The organism is Curtobacterium sp. NPDC089185, from assembly GCF_040685235.1.
In the GTDB taxonomy this organism is placed as follows: domain Bacteria; phylum Actinomycetota; class Actinomycetes; order Actinomycetales; family Microbacteriaceae; genus Curtobacterium; species Curtobacterium citri.
On record NZ_JBFBHK010000005.1, the window covers coordinates 273,735 to 293,004 of the forward strand.

The following is a 19,270-nucleotide window of genomic DNA, read 5'->3' on the forward strand; positions in this document are numbered from 1 at the left end:
AAGGTCGCGCTGTGCGCGTCCCACCGACGGACTGGAGGCGCGGGGTCGGGTCCCCACGCGCCTCCAGGCCGTCAGTCCCCCCAGATCTCCCCGACGACGGCGGGCAGGAGCCCGTTCGTCGGGAAGTTGGTCTGCGACACGATCACGTAGGTGTCGTCCCGCACGAACCAGGTCGTGATGCGGTCGACCGGGTACGGATCGGCCGGGGTCGTGGCCCGGCAGACCAGCCCCTGGTCCTGTTCCGCGCACTGGTGCGGACCGCCGCGCAGGACGTCGGCAGCGTCGGGGAGCGCCGGGCCGATCCGCATCTCGAGCCCACTGACGTCGGCCCGCGGGTCCATCCACCGACAGGTGATCGCCGGGGCCTCGCCGAGGTCCGCCAGTTCGGGATCGTCCGTGCCGGTACTGGCCTGCTCGGACGCGACGATCTCCGTCAGCGGCGTCGCACCGAACAGCCGGTCGTAGTCCTCCGCCGGCACCGTGTCGCGGCAGGAGGTCGGCACGGTCGCGACGGTCGGCGCGGTCGGCGTCGGGACCGGTCGAGGAGTCGGTCGGCCGGTGATCGGCGCCGACGACGGGGTCGTGGCCGACGGCACGGGCACCGGTTCCGTGGTCTGTGCGGGAGCGGCCGCCGGGCGGTCCTGCTGCGAGAGCGTCAGCGCCACCGCACCGGTCGCGGTCCCCAGTGCGAGCAGGGCGACCACACCGACCGCGACGCCGGCACGGCCGTGGCGTCGCCTCGGGCGCGGTGCCGCGCGCTCGAGCACGGTCTGCTTCATCGAGACGAGCATCCGCTGCAGCTCGTCCCCCTCGGGGGGTTCAGTGTTCATCCTGCATCACCACCTTCCTGAGTCGGCGTCGGTTTCGCGAGACGCGCTGGGTGACGGCCCCGACGCTCAGGCCGAGGGCCGCCGCGGCATCGGCGTACGAGCGTCCGTCCAGCAGGCACATCTCGCAGATCCGTCGGTCGAGTTCGGGGAGCGCGGCGATCTCGTCGCGCACCCAGCGGAGTCGCTCACGGGCCTCCGAGTGGTCCTCGGGAGCCGGCAGCGTCTCGGGGAGTTCGTCGGCGCGGTGCTTCGTGCGCTTCCGTCCGGCGTTGAACGCGTGGTTCCGGCAGACGACGAGCAGCCACGGCAGCATCGTGTCCGCCGGGAGCTCGAGCGTGGCCGCGCGCTGCCAGAGCGTGAGGAACGCGTCCTGCACGATCTCCTCGACGTCCTGCCGGTCGTCGACCAGCGCCCACGCGTAGCGGGTGAGGGTGGCGGCGTACCGGTCGAACGCACGGGCCAGCGCCCCTCGGTCGCCCGAGGCCATGCCGCGGACGATCGCCTCGTCCGTCTCCGTGGTCACGTCCACATCCCACCCCCTTCACTCCAGAGGTGTCGCAGACGCAGCGATCATGACGAGACCGTGGCGGAATCGTGATCCCGGGCGCGTCAGCGTCGACGGGGCGACGCTGTCTGCGTCAGTGGAACTCGTCGCCCTCGGTCCGCTCGCTCGGCGACTTGTGGCCGCCGAGCATGTCGTTGTCGTCCTGGTCGCTGGAGGTCGCGAGCTGCAGCATGGCGAGGACCACGACGACCACGATGAACGCGATCCCGAGGAAGACCAGGGCGAGCTCGAACTCCCGGGTCGAGAAGAGCACGACCGCTCCGATGAACACCGCGACGATCGCCGAGATCACGAGGAGCTCGGCCGGACGCAGGCGGTCGCGACGGCTGGGAGTGGTCATGCGTGTGGTGCTCCGTCCGGGGCGGCAGCCGGGGCTGCCGTTCCCCACTTGTGCGAGAGTCCGGCGATCACGTGGAAGACCGCCGCGATGGCGAGGTACGCGCCGAGCAGGCCGACGAGGACGATCGCCGCGTCCAGGGTCCCGGTCACGCGTTCGACACCACCGAGCTGCTGGGAGTAGTCGGGCGGCGTGAGGAGGAAGGCCACCGCGAGCAGCAGCGTCAGTCCCCCGACGGTCGTCCAGTCACGGGTGAACGGGGACCGGCCGCGCGACCGGATTCCCTGTGCGAGTTCGAGTCCACCGCCGAGGACCGCCCAGCCGACCACGATCGTGATGAAGGCCGGGAGACCGATGCCGTTCGTCGCGAACGCTGCGACGGCGGCGACGAGACCGACGACCGACTGCGCCAGGGTCGTCGCCCGCGAGCGTCCGTCCAGGGGCAGCCGCCGGAGACCGGCGAACCCGAGCACGAGGGCGTCGACCAGCACGAACGCGCCGAACAGCAGCAGGCCGTAGCCCGCGGCGTGGTTGGACGAGAAGGTGATGACGACGGCCACGATCGCGGCTGGGACTGCCCGGAGGACGGGGATCGGCCAGTACCGCGAGCGCTGGCCGACGTCGTCCACGGAGTCGGACACGGGACCTCTTTCGGGCGAGCGGATCGTGACCCCGAGTCTACCGCCGGGGCGACTGGACCCGGACCGAGCGCCGACCGCCCGGTCCGGGTCCCCGCCAGCTACTCGCTCGATCCGGCAGAGCCCTTGATCGCGGCCCGCCGTCGCCGCACCCACCAGACCGCACCGCCGAGGAGCACCGCCGCCGCGCTGGTCGTGCCCAGCAGCCCGAGTCCATCGGCACCGGTCCAGGCGAGCGAGCCGGGGCGACCCGCCGACGCCGGACCGCCGCCCGCACCGTCGCCCCCGACGCCGGACGCCGTCGTGGGCCTCGCGGACGGCCCGGTGGTCGGAGACGGGCGACCGCCACCACCGCCGTCGCCACCACCGCCGTCGCCACCCGGGACGACGACGCCGATGCTCACCTCGGGCGAGGGATCACCGCCGTCCTGGTCGCTCGGGGACGTCGCCGTGGCCACGTTCACCACGTCCGAGCCGTCACCGCGGTAGTCGGGGTCCAGCACGGCGCGGATCCGGAAGGCCACGGACTCGCCGACGCCGAGGGCACGACCGGACCGGCAGGTCACGAGCTGCCCGTCGGCCGTGCAGCCGTCGTCGGAGCCGGTGAACCGCACGGCGTCCGGCAGCCGGTCGACCGCCCCGACGTCGGCGGCGGTCGCCGGACCACGGTTCCGCGCGGTGACGACGTACTCGAGCGCGTCGCCGGGGGCGACACCGACGGACGGCGTGACCGACTTGTCCGTCTCCACCTGGGCGTTCGTGGCGGGCGGCGGCTGGACGACGTCGGCCGACACGACCGAGGTGTTGTCCGTCTCGTCCGAGTCGGCCAGCGGAGACGCGGGCGCGATCGTGGCGGTGCTCTCGAGCGGACCGGTGGCGTCCGGCGCCACCCGTCCTGTGACGGTGACGACCGCGGAACCACCCCGCGGCAGGTCGAGGCCGGTCGCGACGTCGCCGGTGCCGCTCGCGGTCACGCAGCCCGACCCGGCCTCGGGTGCACAGGTCCACGACACGTCCTGCAGTCCGTCGGGCACCTCGACGCGGAGCGGGCTCGGGTCCGAGTCGTTGACGCCGACGTTGCGCGCGTGCACCTCGTAGCGGAACTCGCTCCCCGCGACCGCGCTCGCCGGCATGTCCTGGGAGACGGCGAGATCGGCCGGCTGCCACACCCGCAACGCGTCGATCTCGTGCACGTCGACGTGGCTGCCGGTCGCCGCGCTGAACCCGAGGCGGAGGGTCGCGGGAAGCGGTGCCTGACCGTCGCCGGCGAGCGGGACCCGGTCGAGCACCGTCTTCATCACGCCGTTGACCTCCATGCGCACGGAGATCGCGAGGTTCCCCGGACCGTCCGGCTGGAGCGTGACCCGGACCTTGCGGGTGCCGCGGCCCGCGGTCCGCGTCCCCCCGGGCGCCGACACGCCCTCGACGTACCGGTACCCCGTGACGTCGTCGCCGGAACCCCGCACCACGACCGAGTCCGGACGGGGACCGGGACCGGACTCGTTCAGGGCCTTCGAGAAGTTGCCGTACCGATCGAGCGCGACCGCCACGACACCGCCCGGGACGCCGGGCAGGTCGCACGGGTAGACGTCGCCCTGGGTCGCACTGGAGCGGCACGCGTAGCCGAGCGCGGCTCCGTAGGCGCCCACGCCCTGGGGTGCCGCGCCGTCCGCCAGGAAGAGCAGCAGCCCGTCCGCCCCCTCGTCCGTCGAGGTCGTGTACATCGCGTAGTCGAACTCGACCTCGAGACCGAGGTCCGACGGGAAGGTGTCGTCCGTCGACCACGCACCCGCCTGCTTCTGCGCGTCGTCGGTGAGCCGGAGTCGGTCGTCGACGATCCGGGCGTCCCCGCTCAGCGTGCCGCCGTCGCTCGACGAGAAGTCGTGCACGTACGGGAACGCGAGCGTGTCGGCGGAGGAGCTCGACGGGGTGAGGGCCGGGGCGGCGAGGACGCCGACCGCCGTCAGGACGCTGACGACGGCGGCGGTCCGCCGACCCCGACACCGCTGGACGGGCGTCGGGGTCGGCGGCGGCGGGGCGGATGCTCGTTGCTCGGTTGCTGTCATGCCCCGATCGTTGCGAGCCGCCCACCGCGGCCGGACGCCGACGCAACACCCTGGGGAGGGTGCCTCGTCAGGACGACCCTGTGCAGGAACGGGCTCCGGTCAGCCGAGCCAGACGGTGGTCTCCCCCGGCAGCAGTCCGTCGCCGGCGTCGAGGGGCCCGGACGCGAGCACCACGTCCCCCTCGGGCATCGCCACGGGGGTCGTGCCGAAGTTCGTCACCGAACGCCACCCGTCGTGCCGGGCGAAGGCCACGACGTCGTCGCCGGCCTCGGTCCACGTCAGCTCCTCGCCGCGCTGGAGCCGCCGTCGCGCCGCGGTCGCCTCCCGGTACATCGACAGCGTCGAGGTGGGGTCGTCCTCCTCGGCCTCCACCGACGAGGCCCCGAAGTCGTCGGGCTGCGGCAGGTGCGGCGCGACGTCCCCGAAGCCGAACGACGGCCCGGTGCGCGTCCACGGGATCGGCACGCGGCAGCCGTCCCGCCCCTTGACGGTGTGCCCGGTCCGGATCCACTTCGGGTCCTGCAGCAGTGCGTGCGGGATCGCGGGGGCCTCGTGCAGCCCGAGCTCCTCGCCCTGGTAGACGTACGACGACCCCGGGAGCGCCAGCACGAGCATGGTCGCTGCACGCGCACGACGGACGCCCCGCTCGCGGTCGAGCACCGGGTCGGTGCCGTCGGTCAGCAGCCATGCGTCGGTGTCGGTGCCCTCGGGGAGCCCGTACCGCGTCGCGTGCCGGACGACGTCGTGGTTCGACAGCACCCAGGTGCTCGACGCACCCGACTGCTCCGACGCCGACAGGTTGCGCTCGATGATCTCGCGGAACGACCCGGCGTCGAAGGGCGACTCGAGCAGGTCGAAGTTGAAGGCCTGACCGAGCTCGGTCGGCCGTGCGTAGAGCACGCGTCGCGGAGCGGGACCCCACGCCTCGGCGACCGCGGCGCGGGGCGGGTCGTACTCGTCCAGGACGGCACGCCACGTCGCGAAGATCTCGTGCACCTCGTCGCGGTCGTACAGCGGGTCGGAGCCGTCGAGCGGCAGCGCCTGCTCGTTCGACGGCCGGTACGGCGTCGACAGGTCCTTCGCGAGCCCGTGGGCGACGTCGACGCGGAAGCCGTCCACCCCGCGGTCCGACCAGGAGCGCAGCGTGTGCTCGAAGTCCGCGCGCACCTCGGGGTTCGTCCAGTCGAGGTCCGGCTGCTCCGGTGCGAACAGGTGCAGGTACCACTGCCCGTCCGGCACGCGGGTCCACGCGCTGCCGCCGAAGTTCGACACCCAGTCGCTCGGCGGCAGCTCGCCGGACTCGCCGCTGCCCTCGCGGAAGACGTACCGCGCACGCTCGGGCGACCCCGGAGTCGCGGCGAGCGCCGCACGGAACCACTCGTGCTGGTCGGAGGTGTGGTTCGGCACGACGTCGACGATGACGCGGATGTCGTGCTCGTGCGCGGTCCGGATGAACGCGTCGACGTCGTCGAGCGTGCCGAGCCGGGGGTCGACGTCGCGGTAGTCCGCCACGTCGTAGCCGCCGTCGGCGAGGGGCGACGGGTAGAAGGGCGACAGCCAGACCGCGTCGACGCCGAGCGACGCCAGGTAGGGCACGCGGCTCGTGATGCCGGCGACGTCACCGAGGCCGTCCGCGTCGGTGTCCGCGAAGCTCCGCGGGTACACCTGGTAGACGACGGCCTGGCGCCACCAGTCGGGGTCGGTCGTGCGCGGGCTGCTGGCGGGCGTCCGGGGGGTGCTCACCCGGCCACCGTACCGATCGGTCCCGGCGGCGGGAACAGGACCGGGTGACGCCGGGAATGCCACGCCCAGGAGATGCCTTGGTTGTCGCTGACACCATTCCGTGACCGTACGGTCACGAAGGAGAAGGGATCCCCATGACGAACGTCCTCGTCCTCGTCGGCAGCCTGCGCGCCGGCTCGATCAACCGGAAGCTCGCGGAGGCCGCCGAGCAGCACGCCCCCGAGGGCACCACGCTCACGACCTTCGACGGCATCGTCGACCTGCCCTTCTACAACGAGGACATCGACGGCGACACCCCGCCCGCCGCCGCGGTCGCCTTCCGCGACGCCGTCGCGACCGCCGACGCCGTGCTCCTCGTCACGCCCGAGTACAACGGCACGATGCCCGCCGTCCTGAAGAACGCGCTCGACTGGGGCTCGCGTCCGTTCGGCGCCTCGCCGCTGTCGGGCAAGCCGCTCGCGGTGATCGGTTCGGCCTTCGGTCAGTACGGCGGCGTCTGGGCCCACGACGACGCACGGAAGTCGGCCGGCATCGCCGGGGCGAAGGTCCTCGAGGACGTCAAGGTCGCCATCCCGCAGTCGGTGGTCCGGTTCGCCGAGACCCACCCGCGCGAGGACGCCGAGGTCGTCGAGCTCGTGCAGGGCGCACTCCGCGCCCTGGCCGACGCGGCGGACGAGCGCGCAGCGGCCTAGCCGCACCGGTCGCCGAGAGGCGACAGGAGTCGGACTGGAGGCGCGGTGCCGGCTGGCACCGCGCCTCCAGTCCGTCCCTCGATCGCCCGGCCACTAGACAGCCGAGATACCAGACGGGTTACCCTGATCGGCATGTCGACGCAGGAGATCACGGAGCCGTCGGGGTACTGGTTCCCCGACGACGACGCCACCCAGCGCGGTGTCGCGGTGCTCAACGCCCTGCGCCGCTACCGGTCCGCCGAGACCGCGATGCGTCGCCGGACGCGCGACTCGATGGGCATGGGCGAGACGGACCTGCTGGCCGTCCGCTACCTGCTGCAGGCGCAGCGCGCCGGACGGATCGTCAAGCCGAAGGACCTGTCCGCGTACCTGAAGATCTCGTCGGCCTCGACGACGATCCTCATCGACCGGCTCGTGCGGTCGAACCACGTCCGCCGTGATCCGCACCCCACGGACCGTCGTGCACTGGTCATCACCCCGACCACCGAGACCGACGACGAGGTCCGGGCGACCCTCGGCATCATGCACCGACGGATGATGTCGATCGCCGAGGGCCTGTCCGCCGACGATGCCCGCGTGGTCGCCCACTTCCTGGAGCGCATGCGCGACGCCGTCGACCAGGTGGACCCGACACCCCCGCACTGACGCCTTCGACGGGCACCGCGGGGGACACCCCGGTTCCACGTGCTCTGAGAGTGCTCCACACGTGACCGCGTAGACCGGAAGGGTCACCGACCGCGAAAGGAGCCGATCATGCACGCATCGGACACGCTCGCCGCAAACCTCCAGAAGGTCCTCGTGGACCTCATCGACCTGCACCTGCAGGGCAAGCAGGCGCACTGGAACATCCTCGGCCGCAACTTCCGCGACCTGCACCTGCAGCTCGACGAGATCGTCGACGCCGCCCGTGAGTTCGCCGACGACACGGCCGAGCGCATGCGCGCCCTCTACGCCGTTCCGGACGGCCGTTCCGCGACGGTCGCCGCCGGCACGCACCTCGACGCGTTCCCCGAGGGGGAGATCGACACGCACGACGCGATCGACGAGATCACGCTGCGCCTGTACCAGACGACCGGCACCATGCGCGACGTGCACGACGAGGTCGACGACGAGGACCCGACGACCGCGGACCTGCTCCACGGCTTCATCGAGCGCCTCGAGCAGCTCGCCTGGATGGTCTCGGCCGAGAACCGCGAGCCGCGGACGCCCCTCGCCGCCGCCACGACCCCGGCCGTCGCCGAGGCCTCCGAGCACGAGTAGGACCCACTCCGTGGACCTCGGCATCACCGGCAAGGTCGCGCTCGTCTTCGGTGGCGACTCCGGCATCGGCTGGAACACGGCTCGCATCCTCCTCGCGGAGGGTGCGACCGTGGTCGTCACCGACCTCGACCAGGGACGCCTCGACACGAGCGCGGACCAGCTCGAGGCGCCGCACGGCAGACTGTTCGCCTTCGCGGCGGACGTCACGGACGCCGACAGCCTCGCCGCCTTGCACACGAAGGTGCGCGACGCCGTCGGCGAGATCGACATCCTCGTGCAGTCCTCGGGCGTCACCGGCGCCCAGGGCATGTTCCACGAGATCGACGAGCAGGGGTGGCTCGACACCATCGACGTCGACCTCATGGGCCCCGTGCGGATCACCCGCGAGTTCATCGCGGACCTGCGGAACGGCGGCTGGGGTCGGATCGTCTACCTGGTGTCCGAGGACGCCTCGCAGCCGTACGACGACGAACTGCCCTACTGTGCCGCGAAGGCCGGCGTGCTGTCGTTCGCGAAGGGCCTCTCGCGCTCGTACGCGTCGGAGGGCCTGCTGGTGAACACCGTCAGCCCCGCGTTCATCCACACACCGATGACCGACGCGATGATGGACAAGCGCGCGAAGCAGCTCGGGACCTCGTTCGACGACGCGATCACCAGCTTCCTCGACGAGGAGCGTCCGTACATGGAGCTCGGCCGCCGCGGTGAGCCCGAGGAGGTCGCGAACGTCGTCGCCTTCCTGTGCTCCGACCTGGCGAGCTTCGTCAACGGTTCGAACTACCGGGTCGACTCCGGCTCGGTCGCCACCATCTAGGAGACCCATGACCGACTTCCGCTACCTCATCGTCGGGGGCGGGATGGTCGCCGACGCGGCCGCCCGCGGCATCCGCGAGATCGACGCCGACGGCTCGATCGGGATCGTCAGCGAGGAGCACGACCGGCCGTACGCGCGTCCGGCCCTGTCCAAGAAGCTCTGGACCGACCCGGAGTTCAGCTGGGACGAGAAGGTCGACCTGCACACCGAGGAGACCGGCGCGACGTTCGTGCTCGGGACCGTGGTGACGGCGATCGACCGTGCCGCGAAGACCGTCACGACGAACGACGGCGAGACCCACGGGTACGAGCGGCTGCTGATCGCCACCGGCGGGAAGCCGCGCAGCCTGCCGGGCCTGTCGCCGTCACCGCGCGTGCTCGACTTCCGCAGCGCCGACGACTACCGCCGACTCCGCGAGCTCGCCGACGCCGGGGCACACGTCGCCGTCGTCGGTGGCAGCTACCTCGGCACCGAGATCGCGGCCGGCATCGTGCAGAACGGTGCCCGCGTGACGCTCGTGACCCCGGACGAGGTGCTCGGCGGCCACATGTTCCCGCAGGACCTCGCCGAGGCGTTCCAGCAGCGCTTCACCGACCACGGGGTCGAGCTTCGGACCGGTCGTCGCGTCGAGTCCGGCACGGAGTCGGGCGACGGCGTCGTGCTGACCCTCGACGACGGCTCGGTCCTCGAGGCCGACGCGGTCGTCGCGGGCCTCGGCATCGAGCCGCAGACGCACCTGGCCGCCGACGCGGGACTGACCGTGCGGGACGGCATCGTGGTCTCGTCCACGCTGCTCACCGACGACGACGCGGTCCTCGCGGCCGGCGACGTCGCCGAGTACCCGGACCGGATCCTCGGCACCCGTCGGGTCGAGCACGTGGACAACGCGAAGGAGCAGGGTCGGCAGGCCGGCCGGAACCTGGCCGACGCCGACGAGACGTACGACCACACGCCGATGTTCTACAGCAACGTCTTCGACGCCGGGTACGAGGCCGTCGGGCAGGTCTCGACCGAGCTGCACACGGTCGAGGACTGGCAGGAACCGCTCACCACGGGCGTCGTCTACTACCTGGACGACGACGACACCGTGCGCGGGGTGCTCCTCTGGAACGTGTCCGACAAGACCGACGAGGCGCGCGCGGTCCTCGCCGAGGCGAACGCGCTGACGCGGGACATGCTGCCCGGGCGCATCGCGGCGTAGCCGCCGCGGCTGCGGCTGGAGCTGCGGCCTGCGGGACCACCCGGCGCTGACGGCGACGGCATGGAGGCGCGGCGCTGGCCTGCGGAGGCGGGTCGCGCCTCCAGGCCGTCGCGTCGGGCGCGGGACGCGCCGCTCAGTCGTGCTTCCGCACCTCCGGCGCGACCTCGTCGACGACCGCCCGGCGGTCGTCCGGGTCGACCGGGATGCCGTCGCCGTCCGCCATCGCCACGGCGTGCGCGGACTTCGCGCGCTCGAGCTGCTCGTCGTCGCCCTCCGCCATGCCGAAGAGCTCCGTGAAGCGCGACTTCACGACCAACCAGGCGTCCTTCGGCCCGAGGCGCGCCAGGTCCGACGACGTCGTGTCGTCACGGACGCGCCGGAGCGACCCGACCCCGCGGTCCGTGATGCGTCCCTCGACGTGCGCCACCGCGAGCCGGGCGACCGCGTCCGCCTGCGCGTGCATGACCGAGTGCGCTCCGTCGACGACCTCGCGGAGCACCGCGTGCGGGAACACCCGCGCGAGCGACCGGATCCAGTCACGGGGCACGAGCGCGTCGTGCTCGCCGCGGACGATCAGCGTCCGGGCACGGACGTGCGGTGCGCGGTCCTCGATCGGGAACGCGATCATCTGCGGCAGCACCCGGCGGAACCAGTGCCAGCCGCACAGCGCGTAGGCCGACACGGCGTGCCAGCGGACGGCGGCGGGCTCGTGCAGGGCCGAGCGGAGGAAGCGGAACGCCGCCTTCGGGATCGTGCGCGCACGGTCGTCGGTGACCGGGCTGATGAGCACGAGGTCACGGATGTGCGGGTTGCGCGCGGCGACCTCGGTGACCACCTGGGTGCCCATCGAGTGACCGATCAGCACGGGGTCCGCGAGCCGGAGCTCCCGGAGGACGTGCTCGACCGCGTCGGCGTAGCGCTCGATCGACACCGCTCCCCCGAACTTCGGCACCCCGGCGAAGCCCGGCAGGTCGAGGGCGTGCACCGGACCGTTCTCGTTGAGGTGCGGCGCGAGGCGCTCGTAGTACGTCGCCGCGATCCCGAGCCCCGCGACGAGCACGAACGCGCGGTCACCGGGCTGACCTATGGAGCTCACCCGGACGTACGTGCCGTCGACCGCGATCCGGTCCACCCGCACCGTGACGTCGGCGTCCTCCGACCGGGAGAGCTCGCCGGCGGGGTCGGGCGCGGGCTCGGGTGAGCTGTCGTCGGCATCGTGCACGTCGGCCTCCAGGATCTCGGCGACCGCCCACGATACCCGTCCGTTCAGCCGCCGAACGCGGAAGCGGGGCTGCCGTGCACGCGGGTCTGCACAGCGAAGACGGCCCCGGAGTGCGGGTACTGCTCGAGCTGTTCCTCGGTGCTGTTCTCACGGGCGGACGCGATGAAGAGCGTCGACATGTCCGGTCCGCCGAACGCCACCGAGGTGACGTTCGGGGCCGGCACCTCGACCGTCTCGAGGTGCGCACCGGCCGCGTCCCACCGCTCGACCCGCCCGGACCCGTACACCGCGGTCCAGAAGCACCCCTCGTCGTCGCGCACGAGCCCGTCGTGGGCGGCGCCGCTGACGAAGGGCTCGAGTTCGCCGAGCTCGCCGTCCGGCCCGTAGGAGCCGCGGTAGATCGTCGACGTGCTCGTGTCGGTGACGTACATCACGCTGCCGTCGGCCGACCACTCGATGCCGTTCGTGACCCCGAAGCCGCCACGGAGCACGCGGGTGGTGCCGTCCGGCTCGACGGAGTGGAGTGCCCCGGCCGGGTCCTGGTCGGAGAGGTCCATGCTGCCGACGAGGAAGCGGCCGAACGGGTCGCACTTGCCCTCGTTGAACCGCATCGCGTCGGTCGCGTGCTGGACGCGGACGAGCTCGCGCTCGACGACACCGCGCTCGTCCGTGAGGACGACCCGGTCGCCGAGGGCCGCGACGAAGCCACCGCCGGCGCGCGGCTGGAAGCTGGCCAGGGGCGGCGGCAGGGCGACGCTCGACTCGACGGTGCCGTCGATGCGGGCGATCGTCAGCAGACCGAGCGTGATGTCCGTCCACCGGAGCCGCTCGGCGGACGGGTCCCAGACGATGCTCTCCGCGAGCACCGCCTGCTCGTCGCAGAAGACGGTCACGGGGCCGGTCACGGCGTCGGTGTGCATGCCCCCCGTCTACCGGCCGCCACGTGCACGGACGCTCAGAGGCGGGCGAACCGTGCCCGGAAGAAGCTCCACACCCCGTAGGCCAGGAACCCGACCCCCATCGCCACGAGCAGCACCGTCCCGCCCGGCAGCCGGTGGACCGCGTCGAACGCGGCGTCCAGCCCGGTGGCCTGCTCCGGGTCGTTGCGCAGCGCGGCGACGGCGACGAGCACGCCGACGACGGCCACCGCGAAGCCCTTGCCGACGTACCCGACGACCGCGAGCACCGTGACCGGTCGGTCGAGGTGGTGCGGTGGCCGCACGATGTGCTTCCGGAAGGACCGGCGGCAGCCGATCACGACGAGCCCGATGCCGATCCCGATCGCCACGGCGGCGACGGCGAGCAGCAGGAACACCCCGCCCGGCGTGGCGAGGGCCTGCGCCGCGGCGCTGCGGCTCGACCCGCTGGAGCTCCGGCCGGCGCCGAGCGCGAAGGACGCCGCCGAGTACGACACCGCGCCGTAGGCGACCGCCTTGCCGACGTCCTTGCCCCGGGCGGCCCACCCGCGAGCGCTGTCCGACCGGCCGCCGACGACCGCCTCGAGCAGGAGTCGCAGGGTCAGCGCCGCGGTGCCCACGGCGACCGCCCAGAGCAGGACGATGCCCCCGGGCACCGCGGCGAGCTGCTGGAGCGCACCCGACTGGTCGGTCTCGCTGCCGGACGACGCGTCGCCGAGGCCGAGCAGCACGACGAGGTAGCCGATGAGCAGGTGGACGATACCGCTGCCGACGTACCCGGCACGGGCCGTCGCCTCGAACCACCTGCTGTCGGCGATGCGCCTCGCCTGTCGTCCGGTCTCGCGTGCTGCTCGTTCCGCCTGGTCGCTCACCCCTCGAGCGTGCCCGACGCGTGGAGCGGTGTCCGCAGCGTGCGCGCCCCGGCGTGCCGTGCGGCGGACGGGAGGCGCGGTGCGGGCCCGCACCGCGCCTCCCGTCCGGCGGTCAGTCGCCCTTGACGTTGACGACCTGCCGCAGCGTGTGCCGGACCCGCACCAGGTCCGTCGCGTCGGCCATCACCTGGTCGATCGGCTTGTACGCCGCCGGGATCTCGTCGAGGAACGCGTCGGTGTCCCGGTACTCGATGCCGACCATCGCCGCGCGGAGCTCGTCGTGCGTGAAGGTCCGCCGCGCCGCCGACCGCGAGTAGAGCCGACCGGCGCCGTGCGGCGACGACTCGAGCGACGGCTTGTTCCCGAGGCCCTCGACGACGTACGACGCCGTGCCCATCGAGCCCGGGATGAGCCCCGGCTGCCCGGCGGCGGCCTGGATGGCACCCTTCCGGGACACCCAGACGCTCTTCCCCCAGTGCGTCTCGCGCTGCGTGAAGTTGTGGTGGCAGTTGATCCGCTCCTGCTCGTCGACCGCGGTCCCGAGCACCTCGGACAGCTGCCGGACGACGCGGTCCATCATCTCCTCCCGGTTGAGCAGGGCGAAGTGCTGCGCCCACCGGAGCTCGGCGATGTACCGGTCGAACTCGGGCGTGCCCTCGACGAGGTAGGCCAGGTCGGGGTCGGCGAGCTCGATCCACCAGCGCTGCATCAGCCGCTTCGCGACCGCGATGTGCCGCTGCGCGATCTTGTTGCCGACGCCCCGCGACCCGGAGTGCAGGAACAGCCAGACCCGGTCCTCCTCGTCGAGGGAGACCTCGATGAAGTGGTTGCCGGACCCGAGCGTGCCGAGCTGGTTGCGCCAGCCGCCGTGGGCGCCCGCGGGGTCGAACCCGGCCGCCTCGGCCATCGTCTCGAGCTCCGCGATCCGCGGTGCCGCCGTCGCGACGACCTTCCGGTTCGACGCGCCGGCCGACAGCGGGACCGCCCGCTCGATCTGCTCGCGCAGGGGCTGCAGGTCCGTCGGCAGGTCGGCGGCCGAGAACTGCGTCCGGACCGCGATCATGCCGCAGCCGATGTCCACGCCGACGGCCGCCGGCATGACCGCGCCGAGGGTCGGGATGACCGACCCCACGGTCGCACCGAGCCCGAGGTGGGCGTCGGGCATGAGCGCGAGGTGCGGGAACACGAACGGCATCCGTGCCGTCGTCCGCGCCTGCTGCTCGGTGTTCTCCTCGAGCAGGGATGCCCAGCTCAGGAGCTTGTCGTTGATCTTCTTCACGGTCTCGTCCTTCGTCGTGACGGTGCCACGACGGCCGGTCGGCCGTCGTGGTGACGACCGGTGGTCGTCGTGGTGACGACCGGTGGTCGTCGTGGTGACGACCGGTGGTCGTCGGTGACGGTCCGGGGCGGACGGGACCCGTGTCCTCCGGTCGGTGCGGCTGCACGGACACGAGGGGAACGACGGGAGGGACGCCCCGGGCCGGGTGGGCACGGGACGTCGGGGACGACGCGTGCCTACGCGGGTTCGCGGAGGGACTGGTTCGCGTACTGCACTGCGGACAGCACGACGAGCGCACCGAGCTGTCGCTCGGTGCGGCTGCTGTGCTGTGCGGCGTGCATCGCGGTCCTTCCACGGGTGCCCGGAGCGGGCGGTCCCGCCCGTCGGGCAGGAGGACCGACAGTAGTGCGACACGCCCGGGCTGCACAAGTCGGCCGGGCGTGTCGCGGTCCGGCGGAGCGTTCCTGCACAGCCGGGAGGCGCACCTCGCCCGTCCACAGCGGGGTACGTCCGGCTGATGGCCGGGTCCGTCCACCGGGCAGGCTGGCACCATGACCGAGCGGACACGCGACACCCCCGACGCGAACGACAACGAGGAACGCACCGACGGCTACGTGCCCCTGCGCTCCTACGGCGCGATCGGCGACGGTCGCACCGTGGCGCTCGTGGCGAAGGACGGACGGATCGACTGGCTGCCGATCCCGTCGATGGACTCGCCGCCGGTGTTCGCCAGCATCCTCGACCCGGAGCACGGCGGACACATAGCGCTCCGGCCGACGGGCGAGGCCACGGTCGAGCGCGAGTACCTGCCCGGTACGAACGTCCTCGTCTCGACCTGGACCACCGGGTCCGGGTCCTGCACCGTCACCGACGCCATGGTGACGGGCGTCGCCGGTCGGCTGCCGTGGGCCGAGGTCGCCCGCTGCGTGCAGGGCGTCAGCGGCTCGGTCGAAATGGAGTGGGCGGTCGTCCCCGGGACCCTGCTGAACACGGCCGAGCCGAAGCGCCTCGACACGGCCAACGGCACCGTGATCGGCATCGACGGCGTCACGATCGCCATCGTCGAGCACGGGTTCGACCCGGTGCACGACGACGGGCCCCGGTTCTCCGGGCGCTTCACCGCCACCGAGGGGTCGAAGTCGATCCTCACCATCGTCGGCACGCACGACGAACCGATCTTCCTGCCCGAGCCCGAGCGCACCCTCGACGCCGTGGACCGCACGATCGCGAACTGGTCGACGTGGTCCGAGGAGTTCTCCTACGACGGCCCCTGGTCGGACGCCGTGCAGCGCAGTGCCCTGGCCCTGAAGCTGCTCATCTACTCGCCCACCGGAGCGATCGCGGCCGCGCCGACCACGAGCCTGCCCGAGGACCGCACCGGCGGCAAGAACTGGGACTACCGGTTCGCCTGGGTCCGCGACCTGTCGTACACGGTGCACGCGCTGACCCGCTTCGGCCTGCGCGAGGAGACGCACGCGGCGGTCTCGTGGGTGATGCGCACCATCGCCGAGCACGACGAGACCATGCCGATCTTCTACGAGCTCGACGGCAAGAAGACCGACGGGGTCGAGGAACGCGACGTCCCCGGGTGGAACGGCATCGGGCCGGTCACGATCGGCAACCGTGCCGGCGACCAGCTGCAGCTCGGGGTGTGGGGGGACGTCTTCGAGATCCTCCGGCAGTACGTGAAGGCGGGGAACGTGCTCGACCGGCAGACGGCCGGGGTGCTCGAGCGCCTGGCCGACGATGCCTGCCACCGGTGGGAGGAGCCCGACTCCGGCATGTGGGAGCTCGAGGACACGCAGCACTACACGTCGAGCAAGATCGGCTGCTGGCAGGCGCTCGACGCCGCGGTGGAGCTGCACGACGCCGGCATGATCGACGGCCCCCGCGAGAAGTGGATCGAGAACCGCGAGCTCATCGAACAGTGGGTCGGCGAGCACGGCTGGGACGAGGACCTCGGCCACTACGTGATGTACCCGGGATCGACGGCACTCGACACCTCGATCCTGATCCACGCGATGTCGGCGTTCGACCGCGGACCCCGCATGGCGTCCACCATCCGCGCGGTCGAGGAGCAGTTGCAGCGCGGACCGCTCGTCTACCGCTACACCGGCATGGACGCCGAGGAGTCCCCCTTCGTCGCGTGCTCCTTCTGGCTGGCGGCTGCGATGGCCTGCACGGGCCGCGTCGACGACGCCCGGGCGCTCATGGACGACATGGTCGGGCAGGCGAACGACGTGGGCCTGTTCAGCGAGATGATCAGCGAGGACGGCGACTTCATGGGCAACCTGCCGCAGGGGCTGTCGCACCTCGCCCTGATCCAGGCGGCCCTGACGATCGAGGAGGTCGCCGAGGAGGCCTGACCCTGGGCGGGCCGACCGCGGTCAGCCGAGGGTGATGGCCACGAGGCCGGCGACGCCGAGCAGGTACAGCACCACCACGACGAACGAGTCGACGCCCATCCCGAGGATCCGACGCTGCGGCCGGAAGACCAGGCCGACCGCGTAGACGATCGTCAGGAGGGCCGCCAGCGCGGTGAGGTACACGTCGCTGGCGTTCGCCTGGGGCAGGACGGCCTTGCCCGAGAGCACCGTCGCGACGAGGAAGAGCACGGGCAGGAACGCGTTCCCGCCGAAGATGTCCGACACCGCCAGGTTGTCGTCGCCCTGCCGCACCGCCTGGATGCCGGTGGAGATCTCGGGCAGGCTCGTCGCGAGCGCGAGCACGGTGGCGCCGAAGAGCACCCCGGACAGGCCGATCTGCTCGGACGCGGCGTCGCCGGCGCGCTCGAGCACGACGCCCGCCACCAGCGTCGCGAGGGCCGACAGCGAGAAGACGACCGCGGCCTTCCGCGTGCTCATCCGCGGCTGCTCCTGCTTCCGCGTGCGGTGGCCCGACGCGTGCGGGGACGCGTCGGGCGCCCGACCGTCCTGGTGCCACGGCAGTCCCTTGCCGGCGCGCTGCACGAGCAGGAGTCCGACGACCCAGATCGCCGCGATGAGGACGACGTCGGGGGTGAGCCGAGCGACGACGAGATCCGGCGGCAGCTGGCTGCCCGCGACGACCACGGCGAGCACGGCCACGACGACGACCGCCTCGAGCACCAGGGTCAGCGACGCAGCGCGCCAGGTGATCGGCTTGACGCCCTTCCCCCGCTTGCCGAACGCGTCGAGGATCGCGATCACCACGGTCTGCAGCGCGATGCCGCCGAGGATGTTGCCCGCGGCCACCTCGATGTTGCCGGACAGGCCCGCGCTCACCGTGATCGCGATCTCGGGCAGGTTCGTGGCGACCGCCAGCACGATCAACCCGCCCAGCGCACTGCCGAGGTGCAGGCGGTCGTCGAGGACGTCGGTGGTCTTGGAGAGCTGGATGCCCGCGACCCAGATCACCGCGGCGCCGGCCACGAAGATCAGGACGAGCGCCCACAGCGGGAGCGATGCCATGCACTCGACGGTGGACCTCGTCACCCTCGGACGTTCCGATCCCGCGTCGAACGGCTGAGCGGACCGTTCCCGGCCGTCCGTCGGCGGTCGGGGGCATGATGGACGAGCGATGAACGACGTCGACGCACGCATGGACCGGCTGCGACGAGCCGCCCGGTACCGGTACCAGCAGCTGGTGGACAGCGAGATCGAGCGCGGCTCCCTCGACCCGGACGAGGTCCGCGAGGAACGCCGTCTCCTGCGCCTGCAGGACGTCGAGCAGCACGCCCGCGCCCGGATCGAGGAAGCCGAGCGCCGCGGGCTCTTCGAGGGGAACCCGTACCACGGCAAGCCCCTGCCCGGGAACGACGGACGCCACGACCCCGACTGGTGGATCAAGGCGAAGATCGAGCGCGAGGACATCCGCGGCATCGCCCCGCCCGCCCTGGCCCTGCGGACCGAGGACGCCGAGCTCGACGACCACCTCGACGCCCTCGCCGTCGAGGACGACGTCCGCGCGGTCGTCGTCGACTTCAACGCGCGCGTCAAGGAGGCTCGACGGCAGCTGCTCGGCGGGCCGCCCGTGGTGACCCCGATGCGCGACGTCGACTCCGAGGTCGAGCGGTGGCGCGAGCGTCGCGGTGCCCGGCGCGCCGCCGACGAGCAGGCCGCCGCGGAGCGTGCGGCGGCGGAGGCTGCAGCCCGACCGCGCCGGTGGTGGCGGCGGCGCTGACCACGGCTCGTCCGGCGCCCGCGGGGCGGGACGACGGAAGGCGCCGTCCCCGGGTTCGGGGGCGGCGCCTTCGCGTCGTGGTGCTGCGGTGGTGTCCCGCTGGTGGTGCTGGGTGTTACTTGATCTGGGCGGTGATGGTGGCGGTACCGACGAGCAGGCCACCCTTGACGGCGTCGGTCTTGAAGGTGTCGTTGAGCAGCTTCGCGGCGTCGTCGGAGACGTGGACGGTGGTGCCGGTGAGGATGGCGTTGTCACCCTCGAGCTGGAGCGGCTTCAGGGTGCCACCGTGCAGCGAGAACAGGTACGCGTTCGACACGGCGACCTTGCCGTTGACCAGGACGTCACCGTAGAGCTTGGACGAGCCCGGGTTCACGACGAAGTTCTCCAGCGTGACCGTGGTGTCACCGGCCTGCAGCGTCAGACCCGAGTCGTCGTGGTTCAGCAGACCCTGCACGTAGGGGCGGTAGTTGCCGTCCGGGCTCCAGTACGTGACCGAACCCGAGGTGATCGGGAACGAGACCGCACCGTTCTCGAGCTTGGCGTTGCCGGAGACACCCGGGGTCAGCTTCAGCGCGGTCAGCGCGTCGGTGAAGCCGCTGTCGAGGGCGACGGAGGTGTTGCCGCCGAGGACCTCGGGCACCGACGCGACCGGGGCGGGGATCTTCGACTCGGACGA

General features: G+C 72.3%; 19 protein-coding genes. 7 read left to right on the forward strand and 12 right to left on the reverse strand.

Annotated features, from left to right (window positions below; genetic code table 11):
• Positions 1-71: 71 nt before the first annotated feature.
• From AB0N84_RS07880 to AB0N84_RS07905, 6 genes are all read right to left on the reverse strand, one after another.
• A complete protein-coding gene (locus AB0N84_RS07880) occupies positions 72-830 on the reverse strand; it encodes a hypothetical protein (protein ID WP_363544974.1) in 759 nt (252 codons plus the stop codon).
• The gene (locus AB0N84_RS07885) at positions 820-1,353 is read right to left on the reverse strand and encodes a sigma-70 family RNA polymerase sigma factor (protein ID WP_259346248.1); all 534 of its coding nucleotides are present in this window, start codon (positions 1,351-1,353) and stop codon (positions 820-822) included. The genes AB0N84_RS07880 and AB0N84_RS07885 overlap by 11 nt, the downstream gene beginning before the upstream one ends.
• 115 nt (positions 1,354-1,468) lie before the next feature.
• Entirely contained in the window at positions 1,469-1,735 is a 267-nt protein-coding gene (locus AB0N84_RS07890; protein ID WP_182047631.1) for a hypothetical protein, read from the reverse strand.
• Complete coding sequence (locus AB0N84_RS07895) at positions 1,732-2,373, reverse strand: hypothetical protein (protein WP_182047630.1); 642 nt, start codon at positions 2,371-2,373, stop codon at positions 1,732-1,734. Before AB0N84_RS07895 ends, AB0N84_RS07890 begins: the two co-directional genes overlap by 4 nt.
• Positions 2,374-2,471: 98 nt before the next feature.
• Complete coding sequence (locus AB0N84_RS07900) at positions 2,472-4,436, reverse strand: hypothetical protein (protein ID WP_363544978.1); 1,965 nt, start codon at positions 4,434-4,436, stop codon at positions 2,472-2,474.
• 99 nt (positions 4,437-4,535) lie between these two features.
• Positions 4,536-6,179: an alpha-amylase family glycosyl hydrolase gene (locus AB0N84_RS07905; RefSeq protein ID WP_363544981.1), complete on the reverse strand. Its 1,644-nt coding sequence runs from the start codon at positions 6,177-6,179 to the stop codon at positions 4,536-4,538.
• Positions 6,180-6,313: 134 nt separating this feature from the next.
• Between AB0N84_RS07905 and AB0N84_RS07910 the strand changes: the two genes are divergently transcribed.
• The 5 genes from AB0N84_RS07910 (at position 6,314) to AB0N84_RS07930 (ending at position 10,143) form a co-directional block, all read left to right on the forward strand.
• Entirely contained in the window at positions 6,314-6,871 is a 558-nt protein-coding gene (locus AB0N84_RS07910) for an NADPH-dependent FMN reductase (protein WP_069711936.1), read from the forward strand.
• Positions 6,872-7,003: 132 nt separating this feature from the next.
• Positions 7,004-7,516 carry a MarR family transcriptional regulator gene (locus AB0N84_RS07915; RefSeq protein ID WP_069711935.1) on the forward strand — a complete coding sequence of 171 codons (513 nt, stop codon included), beginning with the start codon at positions 7,004-7,006 and terminating at the stop codon, positions 7,514-7,516.
• A 108-nt stretch (positions 7,517-7,624) separates the two neighbouring features.
• A complete protein-coding gene (locus AB0N84_RS07920) occupies positions 7,625-8,131 on the forward strand; it encodes a DNA starvation/stationary phase protection protein (protein WP_182047627.1) in 507 nt (168 codons plus the stop codon).
• A gap of 10 nt (positions 8,132-8,141) precedes the next feature.
• Positions 8,142-8,942 (forward strand): SDR family oxidoreductase, encoded by an 801-nt coding sequence (locus AB0N84_RS07925; RefSeq protein WP_289459244.1) that lies wholly within the window; start codon positions 8,142-8,144, stop codon positions 8,940-8,942.
• A 7-nt stretch (positions 8,943-8,949) separates the two neighbouring features.
• Positions 8,950-10,143, forward strand: a complete 1,194-nt coding sequence (locus AB0N84_RS07930; protein WP_363544987.1) for an FAD/NAD(P)-binding oxidoreductase — start codon at positions 8,950-8,952, stop codon at positions 10,141-10,143.
• A gap of 133 nt (positions 10,144-10,276) precedes the next feature.
• On the opposite strand, the gene AB0N84_RS07935 is transcribed toward AB0N84_RS07930, so the two are convergent.
• The 4 genes from AB0N84_RS07935 to AB0N84_RS07950 form a co-directional block, all read right to left on the reverse strand.
• Positions 10,277-11,365: an alpha/beta fold hydrolase gene (locus AB0N84_RS07935; RefSeq protein ID WP_363544990.1), complete on the reverse strand. Its 1,089-nt coding sequence runs from the start codon at positions 11,363-11,365 to the stop codon at positions 10,277-10,279.
• Between the two features lie 44 nt (positions 11,366-11,409).
• Complete coding sequence (locus AB0N84_RS07940; protein WP_363544993.1) at positions 11,410-12,285, reverse strand: SMP-30/gluconolactonase/LRE family protein; 876 nt, start codon at positions 12,283-12,285, stop codon at positions 11,410-11,412.
• Positions 12,286-12,320: 35 nt separating this feature from the next.
• Positions 12,321-13,154 carry a DUF1206 domain-containing protein gene (locus AB0N84_RS07945; protein WP_363544995.1) on the reverse strand — a complete coding sequence of 278 codons (834 nt, stop codon included), beginning with the start codon at positions 13,152-13,154 and terminating at the stop codon, positions 12,321-12,323.
• A gap of 112 nt (positions 13,155-13,266) precedes the next feature.
• Complete coding sequence (locus AB0N84_RS07950; RefSeq protein ID WP_363544997.1) at positions 13,267-14,433, reverse strand: RtcB family protein; 1,167 nt, start codon at positions 14,431-14,433, stop codon at positions 13,267-13,269.
• Positions 14,434-14,984: 551 nt separating this feature from the next.
• On the opposite strand from AB0N84_RS07950, the gene AB0N84_RS07955 reads away from it, so the two are divergent.
• Positions 14,985-16,799, forward strand: coding sequence for a glycoside hydrolase family 15 protein (locus tag AB0N84_RS07955; RefSeq protein ID WP_363545000.1), 1,815 nt, complete (start codon positions 14,985-14,987; stop codon positions 16,797-16,799).
• A gap of 21 nt (positions 16,800-16,820) precedes the next feature.
• On the opposite strand, the gene AB0N84_RS07960 is transcribed toward AB0N84_RS07955, so the two are convergent.
• Positions 16,821-17,882, reverse strand: coding sequence for a sodium:calcium antiporter (locus AB0N84_RS07960; protein WP_363545003.1), 1,062 nt, complete (start codon positions 17,880-17,882; stop codon positions 16,821-16,823).
• A gap of 109 nt (positions 17,883-17,991) precedes the next feature.
• Between AB0N84_RS07960 and AB0N84_RS07965 the strand changes: the two genes are divergently transcribed.
• Positions 17,992-18,594, forward strand: coding sequence for a DUF1992 domain-containing protein (locus AB0N84_RS07965; protein ID WP_363545006.1), 603 nt, complete (start codon positions 17,992-17,994; stop codon positions 18,592-18,594).
• 115 nt (positions 18,595-18,709) lie between these two features.
• Here the strand turns inward: AB0N84_RS07965 and AB0N84_RS07970 are convergent.
• Positions 18,710-19,270 (reverse strand): hypothetical protein (locus AB0N84_RS07970; protein ID WP_363545009.1); only part of this gene is annotated, 561 nt, incomplete at its 5' end.

What these genes read in the sequence shown, in the direction of transcription:
- AB0N84_RS07880 (WP_363544974.1), bottom strand. Translation starts at nt 830, where the DNA reads ATGAACACTGAACCCCCCGAGGGGGACGAGCTGCAGCGGATGCTCGTC.
- AB0N84_RS07890 (WP_182047631.1), bottom strand. Translation starts at nt 1,735, where the DNA reads ATGACCACTCCCAGCCGTCGCGACCGCCTGCGTCCGGCCGAGCTCCTC.
- AB0N84_RS07900 (WP_363544978.1), bottom strand. Translation starts at nt 4,436, where the DNA reads ATGACAGCAACCGAGCAACGAGCATCCGCCCCGCCGCCGCCGACCCCG.
- AB0N84_RS07910 (WP_069711936.1), top strand. Translation starts at nt 6,314, where the DNA reads ATGACGAACGTCCTCGTCCTCGTCGGCAGCCTGCGCGCCGGCTCGATC.
- AB0N84_RS07915 (WP_069711935.1), top strand. Translation starts at nt 7,004, where the DNA reads ATGTCGACGCAGGAGATCACGGAGCCGTCGGGGTACTGGTTCCCCGAC.
- AB0N84_RS07920 (WP_182047627.1), top strand. Translation starts at nt 7,625, where the DNA reads ATGCACGCATCGGACACGCTCGCCGCAAACCTCCAGAAGGTCCTCGTG.
- AB0N84_RS07930 (WP_363544987.1), top strand. Translation starts at nt 8,950, where the DNA reads ATGACCGACTTCCGCTACCTCATCGTCGGGGGCGGGATGGTCGCCGAC.
- AB0N84_RS07940 (WP_363544993.1), bottom strand. Translation starts at nt 12,285, where the DNA reads ATGCACACCGACGCCGTGACCGGCCCCGTGACCGTCTTCTGCGACGAG.
- AB0N84_RS07955 (WP_363545000.1), top strand. Translation starts at nt 14,985, where the DNA reads ATGACCGAGCGGACACGCGACACCCCCGACGCGAACGACAACGAGGAA.
- AB0N84_RS07960 (WP_363545003.1), bottom strand. Translation starts at nt 17,882, where the DNA reads ATGGCATCGCTCCCGCTGTGGGCGCTCGTCCTGATCTTCGTGGCCGGC.
- AB0N84_RS07965 (WP_363545006.1), top strand. Translation starts at nt 17,992, where the DNA reads ATGAACGACGTCGACGCACGCATGGACCGGCTGCGACGAGCCGCCCGG.